Source organism: Pseudomonas sp. S1(2024), assembly GCF_046557535.1.
The window spans coordinates 42,957-58,276 of sequence record NZ_JBKGFP010000086.1 but is presented as its reverse complement, the minus strand read 5'-3'; the positions used below and the strand labels follow the sequence as shown (position 1 = coordinate 58,276).

15 protein-coding genes are annotated in these 15,320 nt (G+C 62.1%); 10 read left to right on the top strand and 5 right to left on the bottom strand.

Going from position 1 to position 15,320, the window contains the following annotated elements; all coding sequences use genetic code 11:
* Positions 1–136: 136 nt before the first annotated feature.
* Positions 137–562 (top strand): OsmC family protein, encoded by a 426-nt coding sequence (locus ACLCGK_RS23775; RefSeq protein WP_410953101.1) that lies wholly within the window; start codon positions 137–139, stop codon positions 560–562.
* A 73-nt stretch (positions 563–635) separates the two neighbouring features.
* Complete coding sequence (locus tag ACLCGK_RS23770) at positions 636–869, top strand: DUF1161 domain-containing protein (protein ID WP_020191563.1); 234 nt, start codon at positions 636–638, stop codon at positions 867–869.
* A gap of 120 nt (positions 870–989) precedes the next feature.
* Here the strand turns inward: ACLCGK_RS23770 and ACLCGK_RS23765 are convergent, their stop codons facing one another.
* The gene (locus ACLCGK_RS23765) at positions 990–1,403 is read right to left on the bottom strand and encodes a hypothetical protein (RefSeq protein ID WP_013970286.1); all 414 of its coding nucleotides are present in this window, start codon (positions 1,401–1,403) and stop codon (positions 990–992) included.
* A 55-nt stretch (positions 1,404–1,458) separates the two neighbouring features.
* A complete protein-coding gene (locus ACLCGK_RS23760) occupies positions 1,459–1,872 on the bottom strand; it encodes a hypothetical protein (RefSeq protein WP_410953100.1) in 414 nt (137 codons plus the stop codon).
* Positions 1,873–1,957: 85 nt separating this feature from the next.
* Here ACLCGK_RS23760 and ACLCGK_RS23755 point away from each other — a divergent pair, with 85 nt between their 5' ends.
* Positions 1,958–3,031 (top strand): aminopeptidase, encoded by a 1,074-nt coding sequence (locus ACLCGK_RS23755; RefSeq protein WP_410953099.1) that lies wholly within the window; start codon positions 1,958–1,960, stop codon positions 3,029–3,031.
* Between the two features lie 132 nt (positions 3,032–3,163).
* On the opposite strand, the gene ACLCGK_RS23750 is transcribed toward ACLCGK_RS23755, so the two are convergent.
* Entirely contained in the window at positions 3,164–3,814 is a 651-nt protein-coding gene (locus tag ACLCGK_RS23750; RefSeq protein WP_367394382.1) for an HAD family hydrolase, read from the bottom strand.
* Positions 3,815–3,933: 119 nt separating this feature from the next.
* Positions 3,934–4,482, bottom strand: a complete 549-nt coding sequence (locus ACLCGK_RS23745) for a gamma carbonic anhydrase family protein (protein WP_003261048.1) — start codon at positions 4,480–4,482, stop codon at positions 3,934–3,936.
* 102 nt (positions 4,483–4,584) lie between these two features.
* On the opposite strand from ACLCGK_RS23745, the gene prlC reads away from it, so the two are divergent.
* From prlC to ACLCGK_RS23715, 6 genes are all read left to right on the top strand, one after another.
* Positions 4,585–6,636, top strand: coding sequence for an oligopeptidase A (gene prlC, locus ACLCGK_RS23740; RefSeq protein WP_410953098.1), 2,052 nt, complete (start codon positions 4,585–4,587; stop codon positions 6,634–6,636).
* Positions 6,633–6,914, top strand: coding sequence for a YheV family putative zinc ribbon protein (locus ACLCGK_RS23735; RefSeq protein WP_013970292.1), 282 nt, complete (start codon positions 6,633–6,635; stop codon positions 6,912–6,914). The genes prlC and ACLCGK_RS23735 overlap by 4 nt, the downstream gene beginning before the upstream one ends.
* A gap of 124 nt (positions 6,915–7,038) precedes the next feature.
* Positions 7,039–9,033 carry a M3 family metallopeptidase gene (locus ACLCGK_RS23730; RefSeq protein WP_410953097.1) on the top strand — a complete coding sequence of 665 codons (1,995 nt, stop codon included), beginning with the start codon at positions 7,039–7,041 and terminating at the stop codon, positions 9,031–9,033.
* A gap of 77 nt (positions 9,034–9,110) precedes the next feature.
* On the top strand, positions 9,111–10,169 hold the full coding sequence (locus ACLCGK_RS23725) for a PA0069 family radical SAM protein (protein ID WP_410953096.1): 1,059 nt from the start codon (positions 9,111–9,113) through the stop codon (positions 10,167–10,169).
* Positions 10,170–10,591: 422 nt separating this feature from the next.
* Positions 10,592–11,311, top strand: a complete 720-nt coding sequence (locus ACLCGK_RS23720; protein WP_013970295.1) for a carbonic anhydrase — start codon at positions 10,592–10,594, stop codon at positions 11,309–11,311.
* A gap of 192 nt (positions 11,312–11,503) precedes the next feature.
* Positions 11,504–13,036 (top strand): SulP family inorganic anion transporter, encoded by a 1,533-nt coding sequence (locus tag ACLCGK_RS23715; RefSeq protein WP_013970296.1) that lies wholly within the window; start codon positions 11,504–11,506, stop codon positions 13,034–13,036.
* Positions 13,037–13,167: 131 nt separating this feature from the next.
* On the opposite strand, the gene ACLCGK_RS23710 is transcribed toward ACLCGK_RS23715, so the two are convergent.
* Positions 13,168–13,809 (bottom strand): hypothetical protein, encoded by a 642-nt coding sequence (locus tag ACLCGK_RS23710; protein ID WP_043935172.1) that lies wholly within the window; start codon positions 13,807–13,809, stop codon positions 13,168–13,170.
* Positions 13,810–14,178: 369 nt separating this feature from the next.
* On the opposite strand from ACLCGK_RS23710, the gene coxB reads away from it, so the two are divergent.
* Complete coding sequence (coxB, locus tag ACLCGK_RS23705) at positions 14,179–15,306, top strand: cytochrome c oxidase subunit II (protein WP_015268462.1); 1,128 nt, start codon at positions 14,179–14,181, stop codon at positions 15,304–15,306.
* Positions 15,307–15,320 lie beyond the last annotated feature (14 nt).

The window sequence follows — 15,320 nt, the reverse complement described above, 5'->3', positions numbered from 1 at the left end:
GTTTGGCCCACAGGCCTTTTCAACTCTGTATGGGCACATTCGACGGATTCAATGCTTGCCGTGCGATTGCTCTGAACTTGCCGTAGGCGGCTGACCTCTGAAGCCATAAGCATGTAACCCGAGACCAGGAGGCATCATGAAAAAGACAGCATCGGCGATCTGGCAAGGTGGCCTGAAGGACGGCAAAGGCCTGCTTTCTACCGAAAGTGGCGCGCTCAAGCAGAACCCCTACGGCTTCAACACCCGTTTCGAGGGCTCGCCCGGGACCAACCCGGAGGAGCTGATTGGTGCGGCGCATGCCGGCTGTTTCTCGATGGCGCTGTCGATGATGCTGGGCGAAGCGGGGTTCACCCCGGACAGGATCGACACCGCTGCCGAAGTGACACTCGACAAGCAAGCTGATGGCTTTGCCATTACGGCGGTGCGTCTGGTGCTCAGGGCCAAGGTGCCTGGGGCGAGTGAAGCGCAGTTCTTGCAGATCGCCGACAAGGCCAAGGCCGGGTGCCCAGTGTCCAAGGTGTTGAACGCGAAGATCAGCCTGGATGCGGCGCTGGTGGGTTGAAGCAGTGCAATGAGGGCGGTTTGCTGTAGTCTAAACAGCGTCGGCAGCACGCTGCCCTTTCAGGAGCCGTTTCATGATTCGCGTAGCAATCGCCGTGTTGGCTTCCCTGGTCGCCACATCTGCGCTGGCGGCGGTCAAGCCGTGCGAGGAACTCAAAGCCGAGATCGAGGCCAAGATCCAGGCCCAGGGGGTTTCGTCCTATACACTGGAGATCGTGCCCAACAGCGAGGTCAAGGACCAGAACATGGTCGTCGGGACCTGCGATGGCGGGACCAAGAAGATCATTTATCAGAAGAATGATCGGTAGGTTCAGAATTTTGGGGGCCGCTTTGCGGCCCTATCGCGACACAAGGCCGCTCCTACAGGGATCGCGTATCTCCTGTAGGAGCAGCCTTGCGCTGCGAATGGGCTGCAAAGCAGCCCCAGGTCAAGGAATGCAGAACACCTCGCTAGGCTCGTTCACCACCACCTTGCGGCTGCCGTCATACAGTAGCACCTGCGGCTCCATCACCGGCGCCCGTGCCTCCAGGCGATAGCGCTCACCGGCCTTGAAGTTGTCAAAGCGAACAGTCAGGTAACAGGTACGATCTCGGGGCTGGGTCATGAGGCCGCCCCCATATATCTCGTAATCGAAGCGCACTACCAGTTCGTGCTTGCCCGGCGTCACCTGAAAGTAACGGCCATCTTCCAGGCGCTTGCCGTCGAGGCGGTCGGCCATGATCACCCTGCCGGGAGTCATGGTGTACAGATCGACCCAGGCCTGCTTGGGGTCGACGGGCGGCAAGGGGCTGGCGCATGCCCCCAGTGCACTGAGGGCGATCAGCATCATGGGCTGGCGCATGGCAATACTCCCACTTGCGACTTATAGGCTACAAGCATAGCGCCGTTTGTGCGTTTCAGGTGCGCTGGCAGCCTGCAGGCGAGCCCTGGCCAACCAGCTTTTGCTGACGGTCATAGAGTTTGATCCAGGGGCGGAAGCCGATGCTGCCAGCCTGCAACTGGTAGCGCTGGCCGGCACTGAAATCCTTGAAGGTCAGCTTGACCTGGCAATCCCGCCACAAAGGCTCCTCGACCGGGCCGATATTGCTGGGGGTAACCGGAAACTGGTAGCGCACGGTCAGCTCGTGGCTGCCGGGCTGTACTTCGAAGTAACGGCTATCGGCCCAGTCGCGTTCATCTACCTGCACAGCGTGCAGCGAGGTGTTGTCGTAGGGCGTGAGGTCGATCCAGGCCTGGTTCGGGTCCGGGTCTGGGAAGGTCGAACAGGCGGATATCAGCAGCAATGAGCCGGTGACCAACAGTGCACGCATGGCGAAACGCCCCCTTGGCGAGATAGTCTTGGAGTGAATCGGCCTTGAGCGAGTCAGACAGTTCCGGATGCTTCGACTTATTCTTATGCAGCGCTCAGGCCCTGGGCCACTCGACCTTGTTTTCACCCGTTTGGTTCCCCTGCTGGCGGTGCTCCTGCTGAACGGTTGTAGCAGCGCCGCCTACTATGGGCAGTTGGCCGAGGGCCAGTGGCAGCTGCTACGCGCACGGCAGCCGGTGGAGCAGGTATTGGCCAATCCGGCCACTTCGGCGCAATTGCGCGCGCGCCTGGAACACGCCAGGCAGGCGCGGGTATTTGCCAGCCAGCAGCTGAAGCTGCCGGACAACCGCAGCTACCGGGTGTATGCCGACATTGGCAGGCCCTATGTGGTGTGGAATGTGTTCGCTACCCCCGAGCTGTCGTTGCAGCCAGTGACGCACTGCTTCCCGATTGCGGGGTGTGTGGCCTATCGCGGTTATTATCAGCAAGGCGCGGCACGTGGGGCGGCGGCGTTGATGCGCCAGGACGGCATGGATGTGTACGTGGGCGGCGTGGAGGCCTATTCGACTCTGGGCTGGTTCGACGACCCTATCCTGTCGTCGATGGTGGGCTGGAGCGACGAGCGCCTGGCCACGCTGATCTTCCATGAACTGGCCCACCAGCGCTTCTATGTGCAGGACGACACCGAGTTCAACGAGTCGTTTGCCTCCTTCGTCGAGCAGGAAGGCACGCGGCAATGGCGTGTGGCGCGGGGCCTGGCTGCCTCTGGCGGGGAGCAGGGGCAGCAGCGTGAGCAATTCATCCGTTTGGTGCTGGCCAGCCGCGAGCGGTTGCAGGCGATTTATGCCGGGCCTCTGGATGATGTGCAGAAGCGGGCGGCCAAGCAGGCAGAGTTCGAGCTACTTAGGCGGGAATACCGGCAGGTGCGTGATGCCCAGTGGGGTGGTGACAAGCGTTATGACGCCTGGATGTATGGGCCGATGAGCAATGCCAAGTTGCTGCCGTTCGGGCTGTATGACCAGTGGGTACCTGCGTTTGCGGCGGTGTTCCGTGAGGTGGGTGGGGACTGGGCGCGGTTTTATCAGCGGGTCGAGCAGTTTGGGCGGTTGCCGATTGAAGAGCGGAAGGCGGCGTTGCGGCGGTTGATGGTCAGCCGGTGAGATTTTGGGGCCGCGTTGCGGCCCATCGCCGGCAAGCCAGCTCCCACCCGGACCGTGTTTACCTCAGGCCATGTGCTACCCCTGTGGGAGCTGGCTTGCCGGCGATGGGCTGCAAAGCAGCCCCAATGGCTATCAAGCCTTGAGAAATGCCTGATGCATCTCGGCCAAGGTAGCAAAGTGGTAGGCCGGCTCTTCGGCCATCAACTCTTCCTGGCTACCAAACCCGTACCCCACCGCCACCGCCTGCAAGCCATTGCTGCGCGCACCGATCAGGTCATGCTTGCGGTCGCCGATCATCAGCGTCTGCGCCGGGTCCAGCCCTTCTTCCTCAAGCAGGTGACGAATCAGCTCGACCTTGTTGGTGCGTGTGCCATCCAGTTCACTGCCATAGATCACCTTGAAGTGGTGGTCGAAGGCGAAGTGCCGGGCGATTTCACGGGCGAACTTCCACGGCTTGGAGGTGGCGATGTACAGCGTGCGACCCTGCCCGTTCAGGGCCTCGAGCAGCTCCGGCACACCTTCGAACACCAGATTTTCGTACAGGCCGGTGACGCTGAAGCGTTCCCGATAGAAGTTCACCGCATCCCAGGCCTTGGCTTCGTCAAAGCTGTAGAACTGCATGAAGGCCTGCAGCAGGGGTGGGCCGATGAAGTGCTCGAGGCGGGTAAGGTCCGGCTCGTCGATGCCCAGTTTGGCCAGGGCATACTGGATCGAGCGGGTGATGCCCTGGCGTGGGTCGGTCAGGGTGCCGTCGAGGTCGAAGAGGATGTTTTGCTGGTGCATTTGTGGGTTCCCCTTGAGTGTTGAGGGGCTTCCCTCGGGGGCTCGCCCGCTCCCACAGGTACGGCACTGGCCTTGAAGGCTTCGCTAGACCTGTGGGAGCGGGCGCGCCCGCGAAGGGGTTATTCCGGTTGGTCGTAGCCTTCGGCCAGGTGCTGGTCCTTGAGCTTCACGTAGTTACTGGCGCTGTAGGCGAAGAACGCGTGTTCCTGGTCGTTCAGCAGCCGGGCTTGCTTCACCGGGCTGCCCATGTACAGGTACCCACTGACCAGGCGCTTGCCCGGCGGCACCAGGCTGCCGGCGCCGATGATCACTTCGTCCTCGACGATGGCACCGTCCATGATAGTGCTGCCCATGCCGACCAGGATGCGGTTGCCCAGGGTGCAGCCATGCAACATGACCTTGTGGCCGATGGTCACTTCGTCACCGATGATCAGCGGGAAGCCGTCCGGGTTGAACGGGCCGGCATGGGTGATATGCAGCACGCTGCCGTCCTGCACGCTGGTACGCGCGCCGATGCGGATGCGGTGCATGTCGCCGCGTATCACGGTCAACGGCCATACGGAGCTGTCTTCACCGATTTCCACGTCGCCCAGCACTACCGCCGATCGGTCGACGAAGGCCCTGGGCCCAACTTTCGGAGTGTGTTGCTGGAAGCTTCGGATGGCCATGATAGCGTCTCTCATCTGTGCCGATAGGCAGGCTGCCTGCTGCGGTCGGCGTCGATTGTAATTAAGATGGGGCAGTGTTTCTTCTGCCAAGGTATCCAAACCGTGAGTGCGAACAACCCGCTTCTGCAGTCCTACGATCTGCCGCCCTTCTCGCAAATCCGTGCCGAACACGTATTGCCGGCGATCGAAGCGATCCTGGCCGACAACCGTAAAGCCATTGCCGAGATCCTCGAAAAGCAGGGCAAGAACCCTACCTGGGCTGGCCTGGTGCTGGCCATGGACGAACTGAATGACCGCCTGGGCGCCGCCTGGAGCCCGGTCAGCCACCTCAATGCGGTGTGCAACAGCGCGCAGCTGCGCGAAGCCTATGAGTCGTGCCTGCCGGCGCTGAGCGCCTACTCTACCGAACTGGGCCAGAACCGCGCGCTGTTCGAAGCCTACCAGGCGCTGATCGACAGCCCCGAGGCCGCCGGCTTCGACGTGGCGCAAAAGACTATCCTCGAGCACGCCCTGCGTGACTTCCGCCTGTCGGGTATCGACCTGCCGGCGGATAAACAGCAGCGCTACGCCGAAGTGCAGAGCAAGCTCAGCGAGCTGGGCAGCCGTTTCTCCAACCAGTTGCTCGACGCCACCCAGGCCTGGACCAAGCATGTTACCGACGAAGCCGCGCTGGCCGGCCTGACCGATTCGGCCAAGGCGCAGATGGCCGCGGCCGCCCAGGCCAAGGGCCTCGACGGCTGGCTGATCACCCTGGAATTCCCCAGCTACTACGCGGTGATGACCTACGCCAGCGACCGCGCCCTGCGCGAAGAGCTATACGCGGCCTACTGCACCCGCGCCTCGGACCAGGGCCCGAATGCCGGCCAGTTCGACAACGGCCCGGTGATGCAGGAAATCCTTGACCTGCGCCAGGAGCTGGCCGAACTGCTGGGCTACAAGAACTACGCGGAGCTTAGCCTGGCCACCAAGATGGCCGAGTCCAGTGACCAGGTGCTGAGCTTCCTGCGTGACCTGGCCAAGCGGTCCAAGCCGTTCGCCGCCCAGGACCTGGAGCAGCTCAAGGCTTATGCCGCCGAGCAGGGCTGCCCTGAGCTGGCCAGCTGGGACGCCGGGTACTTCGGCGAGAAGCTGCGCGAGCAGCGCTACAGCGTGTCGCAGGAAGCCCTGCGCGCCTACTTCCCGATCGACAAGGTGCTGGGTGGCCTGTTCAGCATCGTGCAGCGCCTTTACGGTATCGAGATTGCCGAGCTCAAGGGCTTCGACAGCTGGCACCCGGATGTGCGCCTGTTCGAGATCAAGGAAAACGGCCAGCACGTCGGCCGCTTCTTCTTCGACCTCTACGCGCGCGCCAACAAGCGTGGCGGCGCCTGGATGGATGGCGCGCGTGACCGTCGCCGCACAGCCGCTGGCCAGTTGCAGAGCCCCGTGGCCAACCTGGTGTGCAACTTCACCCCGGCCGCGCCCGGCAAGCCGGCGCTTTTGACCCACGATGAAGTCACCACCTTGTTCCACGAGTTCGGCCACGGTCTGCACCATATGCTGACCCGCATCGAGCATGCCGGTGTATCCGGCATCAACGGCGTGGCCTGGGACGCGGTCGAACTGCCGAGCCAGTTCATGGAAAACTGGTGCTGGGAGCCGGAAGGCCTTGCACTGATCTCCGCCCACTACGAAACCGGCGCCCCCCTGCCCCAGGACCTGCTGGACAAGATGCTGGCGGCAAAGAACTTCCAGTCGGGCATGATGATGGTACGCCAGTTGGAGTTCTCGCTGTTCGACTTCGAGCTGCATGCAACCCATGGCGACGGCCGCAGCGTGCTGCAGGTGCTCGAAGGCGTGCGCGACGAGGTGTCTGTCATGCGCCCACCGGCGTACAACCGCTTCCCCAACAGCTTTGCGCACATCTTTGCTGGTGGTTATGCGGCGGGCTACTACAGCTACAAGTGGGCCGAGGTGCTGTCGGCAGACGCCTTCTCGCGCTTTGAGGAAGAAGGCGTGCTGAATGCCGAAACCGGCCGAGCTTTCCGCGAGGCGATCCTGGCACGTGGTGGTTCGCGCGAGCCGATGGAGCTGTTCGTCGACTTCCGTGGCCGTGAGCCTTCCATCGATGCCTTGCTGCGCCATAGTGGCCTGAGCGAGGACGCTGCAGCATGAGCGAGGTAGCCGTGAACAAGACCAAGAAACGCTTCATTGCCGGGGCGGTATGCCCGGCGTGCAGCGAGACCGACAAGCTGATGATGTGGAACGAAGACGGCGTACCGCACCGCGAGTGCGTGGCCTGCGGCTTTACTGACACCCTCAACGAGCAGGGCTTGTCGGTGCCGAAGGAGCTCGGCACCCGGGTCAACCATCTGGAACCGAAAGCCGCGCCGGCCAAGGTACAGACGGTGCAGTTCTTCCCCAACCCGAAGCTGAAGAAACCGGCTGAATAAAGCCGTCGTGCCGCCCGGGTTCGTGCCCGGGCGGGCATGCCCCGGGTGGTAGATAGTCAGGCCACCTGCTGCACGCTGGCCATGCAAGCTCGCCTGCTCTTCTCTACGAGCAAGGTGTTGCACCATGGACAACCCCCTTCTGCAAAATAGCCGTATCCCCGTCGATTATCCTTCGATCACGCTTCAAAACATGCAGTTTGCCTTCGACCACGTGCTGTTGGCGCACGAGCAAGGCATCGAGCGCATCATTCGCGAACAGCAGGCACTGCCAACCTGGGATGACATGGTGCTGGCGGTGGACGGGCTGGATAGTCAGCTGCTGACGGTGTTGTATGCCGCCTCGCCATTAGTTGGTCGGGATCAAGCCTGGGCCGGCGCCATCTTCGACTTCTTCGCCAAGGCCACGGAGCGGTTCGAACAGAAATTCGCCAATTCAGCACTGCAGGGTCTGTATGAGCGCTTGGCCAACAGCGACATCGGCAAGCAGCTGGATGCCCAGAAACGCGCCACGCTGCGCTGGCATCTGCACAAGTTCACCTCCAGTGGTGTATCGCTCGACCCCGCAGGCAAGGTACGCCTGGCCGAACTGCTGAAACGGATTGGCGCTGCGCGCGAGGCGTTTCGCAGCAACATCAACCGGCCAGGGCTGAGCATTACGGATGAGTCCGAACTGAGCGGCGTACCTCAACGCATTCGTGACGAGCTGGCTACCAGGGCACAGGAGGCGGGTGAGCCGGGTTGGTTGATTGCATGTGAAAGCGTGACTACCGACGCCGTGCTCAAGCATGCCGACAACCGGCAGCTGCGTGAGCGCGTATACCGGGCTTACAACACCCGAGGCGTCGGCCTTGGCCAACAGCAGGATAATCGCTCGCACCTGGAGCAACTGGCGAGGCTGCTGGAAGAAAAGGCCCACTTGCTCGGCTTTGCCAGCCATCTGGAGCAGAGCCTCCATTCGAAGAGCGCGGGTTCGGTTGCCCAGGTGCGCGGCTTTCTTCATGACCTTGCCGACCATGTGCGGCCGGCCGTGCTGCAGTGGCGTGCAGATATGCAGTATCAGGCCGCAGCCAAAGGTCTGGGGAATGTCCAGCCCTGGGACATTGCCTATCTGCAGGCCTCGTCGCGCGAGGTGCTTTCCACCGAAGCCTTGCGCGAACACTTCCCGCTGAATGCCGTGGTCAGCGCATTGCAGCAGTTGGCGGAAAAACTGTTTGGCGTAACGCTGCTGGCCAAGCCGCTGGCAACCTGGGATGACAGCGTGCAACCGTTCGAGGTGTGGCAGGACAACGCCTTGATCGGTTTCCTGTACCTGGACGCCGTACAGCATGCCGGCAAGCAACCTGACTCGGTGTTCACCACCTACATTCGCAACCGCCGGGTCGATGCCGAGGGCATCTTCCAGGCGGCCTCGGTGGTGGTCTACAGCGACGTGCCTGCAGCGCTGCCGGGTAGCCAGCCGTTGCTGGACCATCTGTCACTGCGCAAGCTGTTCCATGAGTTTGGCCATGCCTTGCACCATTTGCTGGTGCGCACGACCAACCACGTGATGTCCAACGTCACCGAACTCGGTACCGATGGCGTGGAACTGTTCGGCAAGCTGTTTGAGCGCTGGGTCTGGGACGCGGATTACCTGGTGGCGATTTCTTCGCCACTTCAGGATGGCAGCAAGCTTTCCCGGGCCCGGGTCGATGAATGCCTGCGCCGCTTGCGGCAGCAAGGTGTGGAGGAAACCGCGCGCGATCTGAGCATGGCGCTGTTCGATCTGGACCTGCATGGCACGCCGAACGATGGCCGGTCCCTCGAGCAGCGCCTGGGCGATGCTCGTGAGCGTTGTGGCTACTGGCCCTTGGCCGATTTCGAGCACCCGGCGCATGCCTTCGACCATCTGGTAAACGGCTACGATGCCGGTTATTACGCCTATCTGTGGTCGGACGTGCACGCATTCGACCTGTTCACCCGCTTCGAGGCCCAAGGCCTGCTGGACCGGGCCACAGGCCGGGCGCTGCAGGAAACATTGCTTGCCCCTGGGGCATCGCGACCTTTACGTGACGGCATTGAGGCGTTTCTCGGCCGGCAGTCAAGCCAACTGCCCTTCCTGCGTTGGCATGGCCTGAAGTGAGAGTGGGCTGACCGGAGGTGCTGGAAAGAATCAGGCATGCGCGATACTGTACATGAATACAGTATTCGGGGTAGGCCATGATTCCTCCAGCACCGCAAAAGGGCCGTGGCACGGCGCACAATCCGCACAACCGCTTTGCCCCCAGCCATTCGGTGGTGGAGGATGACGGCTGGTATCAGGAGGTGCCGCAAACCCAGGGCACCGAGGTACGGGTAGAGACGGCCAAATCGGTGATCAGTCGCAATACCTCGCCCGACCTGCCCTTCGACCGTTCCATCAACCCATACCGTGGCTGCGAGCACGGTTGCATCTACTGCTATGCCCGCCCTTCCCACGCTTACTGGGACCTTTCCCCCGGCCTGGATTTCGAGACAAAACTGATTGCCAAGACCAACGCCGCCGAGGTGCTTGCGCAACAATTGAGCAAACCGGGTTACGTGTGCGCGCCGATCAACCTGGGTTCCAATACCGACCCGTACCAGCCGATCGAACGTGAACAACTGCTGACCCGTCGCCTGCTCGAAGTGCTACTGCGTTTTCGCCACCCGGTGACCATCGTCACCAAGGGGGCGCTGGTGCTGCGCGACCTCGACCTGCTGGCCGAGATGGCTCGCCAGCGCCTGGTGCGGGTGATGATCAGCCTGACCACGCTGGACGATGACTTGAAACGGGTGCTGGAACCGCGTGCGGCGTCACCCAAGGCGCGCTTGCGGGCGATCCGCGTGTTGCGCGAGGCGGGAGTGCCGGTGGGCGTGTTGTGTTCGCCGATGATTCCGATGATCAACGACAGTGAACTGGAACGGCTGCTGGAGGCGGCGAGGGAGGCAGGTGCACAGAGCGCAGCCTACATGATGTTGCGCCTGCCGCTGGAAGTGGCACCGTTGTTCGAGCAATGGCTGCAGGACCATTACCCGCAGCGGGCGGCGCATGTATTGAGCCTGATCCGCCAGAGCCGCGGCGGCGAACTGTATGACAGCCGCTTTGGTGCGCGCATGCGCGGTGAAGGCGTGTTTGCCGAATTGCTGGCGCAGCGTTTTGCCAAGGCCATGAATCGGCTGGAGTTCGAAGGGCGAGAAGCGCAGGCGCTGGATTGTTCGGCGTTTTGCCCGCCGGGTGGGCAGATGGCGTTGTTCTGATGCTTGAGCAGAGTACGGTCTTTGTGGGAGCGGGCGCGCCCGCGAACACCGGCACAGCCGGTGCCATGTACCGAGCTGCCTCCTTCGCGGGCACGCCCACTCCCACAGGTTCTGCGCAGGTTCCGGGTGCCCGCATGTGGCGCATTGCCAGCCCTCAATGCAACTAATTAAAGTTGATAATTGCAGTAATGGCTCTTGGCAGTTGATGTTTTTTTGCTATTATCCAATACCCGCCTTTCCTATCTGGAACACCTGTTCTAGAGCCTTCGAATTAAGTTTCAGTTAAGTTTTCCCCGCTAGCGTAGGAAATCAGTCTTCACCGACTGTGATCTATGGCCCGTGCGTGTCATCTAAATCCCTGCATAGCCAGAATCTTTCACCGGTAAAATGGATTTACCTACACACCGTCAAGAGGATGAATCATGCCCGTCAAGGACCCATCCAAGGTCGTACCGCAGGTCCCCGCGGAGAGCGCCGATGCCGCCCTGAAGCACATCGTCGACGGCTTCCTGCGTTTTCACCATGACGTTTTCCCCGAGCAGCAAGAGCTGTTCAAGAAGCTCGCCACCGCGCAAACCCCGCGAGCCATGTTCATCACCTGCGCCGACTCGCGCATCGTTCCCGAGCTGATCACCCAGAGTTCACCTGGCGACCTGTTCGTGACCCGTAACGTCGGTAACGTGGTACCGCCGTATGGCCAGATGAACGGCGGCGTTTCCAGCGCCATCGAATACGCCGTACTGGCGTTGAAAGTGCATCACATCATCGTCTGCGGCCACTCCGACTGCGGCGCCATGCGTGCCGTACTCAACCCGCAATCGCTGACCAAGATGCCGACCGTGTCCGCCTGGTTGCGCCACGCCGAAGTGGCCCGCACCGTGGTCGAGAACAACTGCTCGTGCGGCAGCGAACACGAAACCATGCAGGTGCTGACCAAAGAAAACGTCATCGCCCAGCTGCATCACCTGCGCACCCACCCTTCGGTGGCCTCGCGCCTGGCAGCCGGTGAGCTGTACATCCATGGCTGGGTCTACGACATCGAGACCAGCAAGATCGAAGCCTACGACGCTGCCAGCGATACCTTCCTGCCCTTGGCTGCTGGCGAGCCGGTCCCCTGCGCTACTCCGAGAGGCCGCTACTAAGCGACCCATCCACCCGCTGGAACCTTGATAGCCGGCTGCACCCCGTAGGGGTGTGGCACGGCCTTCGGCTGCCTTGAATTCCCTGACTGCCTTGCCGGCACGCCCGCTGGCGGCCCGCGCCTGCGCGCTCGTCAGGGGCAAACGTGCCCACGGCCAGGGGAATGGCTGTGTGACAAAGAAAGGAGAAACACGGTGAACATTACACAGTTGAAAGCGGCCCTGCCGCGTGAGTTGCTGGCGTCGGTGGTGGTCTTCCTGGTGGCACTGCCGTTGTGCATGGGCATTGCGATCGCCTCTGGCATGCCACCGGCCAAAGGCCTGATTACCGGCATTATCGGCGGTATTGTCGTAGGTTTCCTCGCCGGTTCGCCGCTGCAGGTCAGTGGCCCGGCCGCCGGTCTGGCGGTACTGGTATTCGAGCTGGTACGCCAGCACGGCATGGCCATGCTCGGGCCGATCCTGCTGCTGGCCGGCTTGCTGCAGTTACTGGCCGGGCGCCTGCGCCTGGGCTGCTGGTTCCGGGTTACCGCTCCGGCGGTGGTGTACGGCATGTTGGCGGGGATTGGCGTGCTGATCGTGCTTTCGCAGGTGCATGTGATGTTCGACACCGCGCCGCAGCCATCCGGCATGCAGAACCTGCTGGAGTTCCCGGCGACCGTGGCCGCCGCCCTACCGCAGGAAAGCGCCGGCTCTGGTTGGATGGCCGGTGCGCTTGGCCTGGGCACCATCGCCATCATGTGGAGCTGGGAGCGGCTGCGACCGCAGCGGCTGCGCTTCGTCCCGGGTGCCCTGCTGGGTGTGTCGGCCATGACGGCCATCAGTATCTGGCTGGCTTTGCCGGTGAACCGCGTACAGGTGCCGGCCGACCTGTCCGAGGCCATCGACTGGATCCGCCCTGGTGACCTGATGCAACTGGCCGACCCTACCTTGTTGGTCGCCGCTTTTGCCCTGGCCTTCATCGCCAGTGCCGAAACCTTGTTGTCGGCTGCAGCGGTCGACCGTATGCACAGCGGCCAGCGTTCGGACTTTGATCGGGAGCTGTCGGCCCAGGGCATCGGCAATATGCTGTGCGGGGTGCTCGGTGCGTTGCCGATGACCGGGGTGATCGTGCGTAGCTCGGCCAATGTGCAGGCGGGTGCGCAGACCCGGGCTTCGGCGATCTTCCATGGCCTGTGGCTGTTGGCGTTCGTGGTGGCGCTGAGCAGCGTGCTGCAGCAGATCCCGGTGGCTAGCCTGGCGGGTGTGCTGGTGTTTACCGGGGTCAAGCTGGTGGATTTCAAGGCGTTTCGTGGGCTGGGCCGCTATGGCCGCATGCCGATGTTCACCTACGCGGCGACGGCGCTGGCGATCATCTTTACCGACCTGCTGACCGGTGTATTGCTGGGCTTTGCCCTGACCTTGCTGAAGCTGGCACTGAAGGCGGCGCGATTGAAGATCAACCTGGTCAGCCTGGAAAAGGCTGGACACATGGAGCTGCGGTTGAGTGGCGCGGCTACCTTCCTCAAGGTGCCGGCGCTGACCCAGGTGCTGGATAGCGTACCGGCGGGGACCACCCTGCATGTGCCGTTGGGTAACCTCAGCTATATCGACCACTCGTGCCTTGAGCTGCTTGAGGATTGGGGGCGCAGTAATTCGGCCAATGGGTCGCGGTTGCTGATCGAGCAGCGGCGCTTGAAGCGGCGGATCGAGGGGCGGATGCGGACTACGGCCGGGGTTGGGGCCTAGAGCCGGAATCTTTGCTGCATGAGCCGGCCCTTTCGCGGGCACGCCCGCTCCCACAGGTAATCCACAGTCATCAAGGCATGTGCTTTCCCTGTGGGAGCGGGCGTGCCCGCGAAGAGGCCGGGACAGGAACTTCAGGCCGGCTGGCCCAACTCCACCCCCAGCTGCCGTGACAGGCACGGCCAGCGCTTCCACGCCGCGCCTGTTTCCGGGCTGCTCAATTTCTCGCGGTAGGCCTCCACCGACTCCACCGCGAAGCTTTCGTCGTTCAACATTTCATCCACCGAGTGGTGCACCACTTCATCCAGCTGATTGGCAAACGTTTCGCCAATCAGCTGGTGGGCGATCAGGTTGGCGACGGTGGTGTCGACCGGGATCAACGGTTGCTGGAAGTGACGGATGTACAGGTCGTTCACCTCTTCCACCAGGCGGTGCGCCAGGTAGGCCTCATCCAGCAGGCAGTCCAAGCCCACATGCCCTTGCATCACGCTGGGCGGCTGCAGGAAGTAGGCCTCGGCTATTTTCAGTACAGGTTTGATCTGCGATTCGATCCCGGCCTCGCGGGCGACCTCATGGGCGGCCTCCAGCAGTTCCGGAACCTGGTCGATGTAGGCGCTGACGAAGCGCGCCAAAGTACCCTGGGCGTCCTGCTCAGGCAGTTGGATCGAGGGGTGCAGGTGGGGCAGTTGCAGCTCGAGACGCTTTTTCAGTTGGCCGGTCTGGCCTTCGTGTTGATGGGCTTGGCTTACCTGCTCGCGTACAGCAGCGATGTTCATGACAACTCCAGGGACATTACGTTTCAAACGGAAGACACTAAATTAGCTCGGTATACAGAATACCTAAGACGCATTTGTTATAAGTCGCGCAAACGTGTGCATGCTCAGGCATATCGAAAAGCCATTATTGTGCCATGCCGTGTCAAGCGCGCGGTTTTCAGGCCATTCAGCCATTTCATGAAGTTCATTTCACGGGCTTCGTTGCGTGCCGTTGGTCGCTGTCTATACTCCCGGTGAACGTGATTCGTTGATGAGGCCCGACTGCTTTTAGCAGGGGCTCGGTCGTCGAAGCCAGGTAGTCTTGACCACCGTTCCCTCTTGCCGCAGGCCACGCCTCCGGGACTACAAGAACGAGAAGGGGAACCCGCAATGATGCGACATCCACATGTCTGGATGGGCCTCCTGTTGTGGTCGGTTTTTGGTCAGGCCAACGCCGCCTGGACCGTGAACATGCACCCAGGCGCGACGGAAGTCTCCAACGCCGTCTTCGACCTGCACATGACCATCTTCTGGATCTGCGTGATCATCGGCATCGTTGTCTTTGGCGCGATGTTCTGGTCCATGGTCATCCACCGCCGTTCCACCGGCCAGCAGGCTGCGCATTTCCACGAGCACACCTGGGTGGAAATCCTCTGGACCGTGGTCCCCTTCCTGATCCTGGTGGCCATGGCCATCCCGGCCACCAAGACCCTGATCGACATCTACGATGCCAGCGAGTCGGACATTGATATCCAGGTTACCGGCTACCAGTGGAAGTGGCACTACAAATACCTTGGCCAGGACGTGGAGTTCTTCAGCAACCTGGCCACCCCCACCGAGCAGATCCACAACAAGGCACCCAAGGACGAGCACTACCTGCTCGAAGTCGACCAGCCGCTGGTGCTGCCGGTTGGCGCCAAGGTGCGCTTCCTGGTAACCGCTGCCGATGTCATCCACTCCTGGTGGGTGCCGGCCTTCGCGGTCAAGCGTGATGCCATCCCCGGCTTCGTCAACGAAGCCTGGACCCGTATCGAGAAGCCCGGCATCTACCGCGGCCAGTGCACCGAGCTGTGCGGCAAGGACCACGGTTTCATGCCGGTGGTGGTCGAGGTCAAGTCAAAGGCCGACTACGACACCTGGCTGGGCGAGCGCAAGGCCGAAGCTGCGAAGCTCAAGGAGCTGACCAGCAAGGAATGGACCCTGGAGGAGCTGGTGGAACGTGGTGACAAGGTCTACCACACCACCTGCGTGGCCTGTCACCAGGCCGAAGGCCAGGGCCTGCCGCCGATGTTCCCTGCGCTCAAGGGCTCGAAGATCGCCACCGGGCCGAAGGAAGCCCACCTGGGCATCGTATTCCACGGCAAGCCTGGCACTGCCATGGCCGCGTTCGGCAAGCAGCTCTCGGAAGTCGACATCGCCGCCGTGGTCACCTACGAGCGCAACGCCTGGGGCAACAACAAGGGTGACATGGTCACGCCGAAGGACGTGCTGGCGCTGAAGCAGGCAGAAGCGCAATGAACCGGGTTACTCGC

Excerpts from the sequence above, each read along its gene's own strand:
- ACLCGK_RS23775 (WP_410953101.1), top strand. The coding sequence starts at position 137 with ATGAAAAAGACAGCATCGGCGATCTGGCAAGGTGGCCTGAAGGACGGC.
- ACLCGK_RS23770 (WP_020191563.1), top strand. The coding sequence starts at position 636 with ATGATTCGCGTAGCAATCGCCGTGTTGGCTTCCCTGGTCGCCACATCT.
- ACLCGK_RS23765 (WP_013970286.1), bottom strand. The coding sequence starts at position 1,403 with ATGCGCCAGCCCATGATGCTGATCGCCCTCAGTGCACTGGGGGCATGC.
- ACLCGK_RS23760 (WP_410953100.1), bottom strand. The coding sequence starts at position 1,872 with ATGCGTGCACTGTTGGTCACCGGCTCATTGCTGCTGATATCCGCCTGT.
- ACLCGK_RS23755 (WP_410953099.1), top strand. The coding sequence starts at position 1,958 with ATGCAGCGCTCAGGCCCTGGGCCACTCGACCTTGTTTTCACCCGTTTG.
- ACLCGK_RS23750 (WP_367394382.1), bottom strand. The coding sequence starts at position 3,814 with ATGCACCAGCAAAACATCCTCTTCGACCTCGACGGCACCCTGACCGAC.
- ACLCGK_RS23745 (WP_003261048.1), bottom strand. The coding sequence starts at position 4,482 with ATGGCCATCCGAAGCTTCCAGCAACACACTCCGAAAGTTGGGCCCAGG.
- ACLCGK_RS23735 (WP_013970292.1), top strand. The coding sequence starts at position 6,633 with ATGAGCGAGGTAGCCGTGAACAAGACCAAGAAACGCTTCATTGCCGGG.
- ACLCGK_RS23730 (WP_410953097.1), top strand. The coding sequence starts at position 7,039 with ATGGACAACCCCCTTCTGCAAAATAGCCGTATCCCCGTCGATTATCCT.
- ACLCGK_RS23725 (WP_410953096.1), top strand. The coding sequence starts at position 9,111 with ATGATTCCTCCAGCACCGCAAAAGGGCCGTGGCACGGCGCACAATCCG.
- ACLCGK_RS23720 (WP_013970295.1), top strand. The coding sequence starts at position 10,592 with ATGCCCGTCAAGGACCCATCCAAGGTCGTACCGCAGGTCCCCGCGGAG.
- ACLCGK_RS23710 (WP_043935172.1), bottom strand. The coding sequence starts at position 13,809 with ATGAACATCGCTGCTGTACGCGAGCAGGTAAGCCAAGCCCATCAACAC.
- coxB (WP_015268462.1), top strand. The coding sequence starts at position 14,179 with ATGATGCGACATCCACATGTCTGGATGGGCCTCCTGTTGTGGTCGGTT.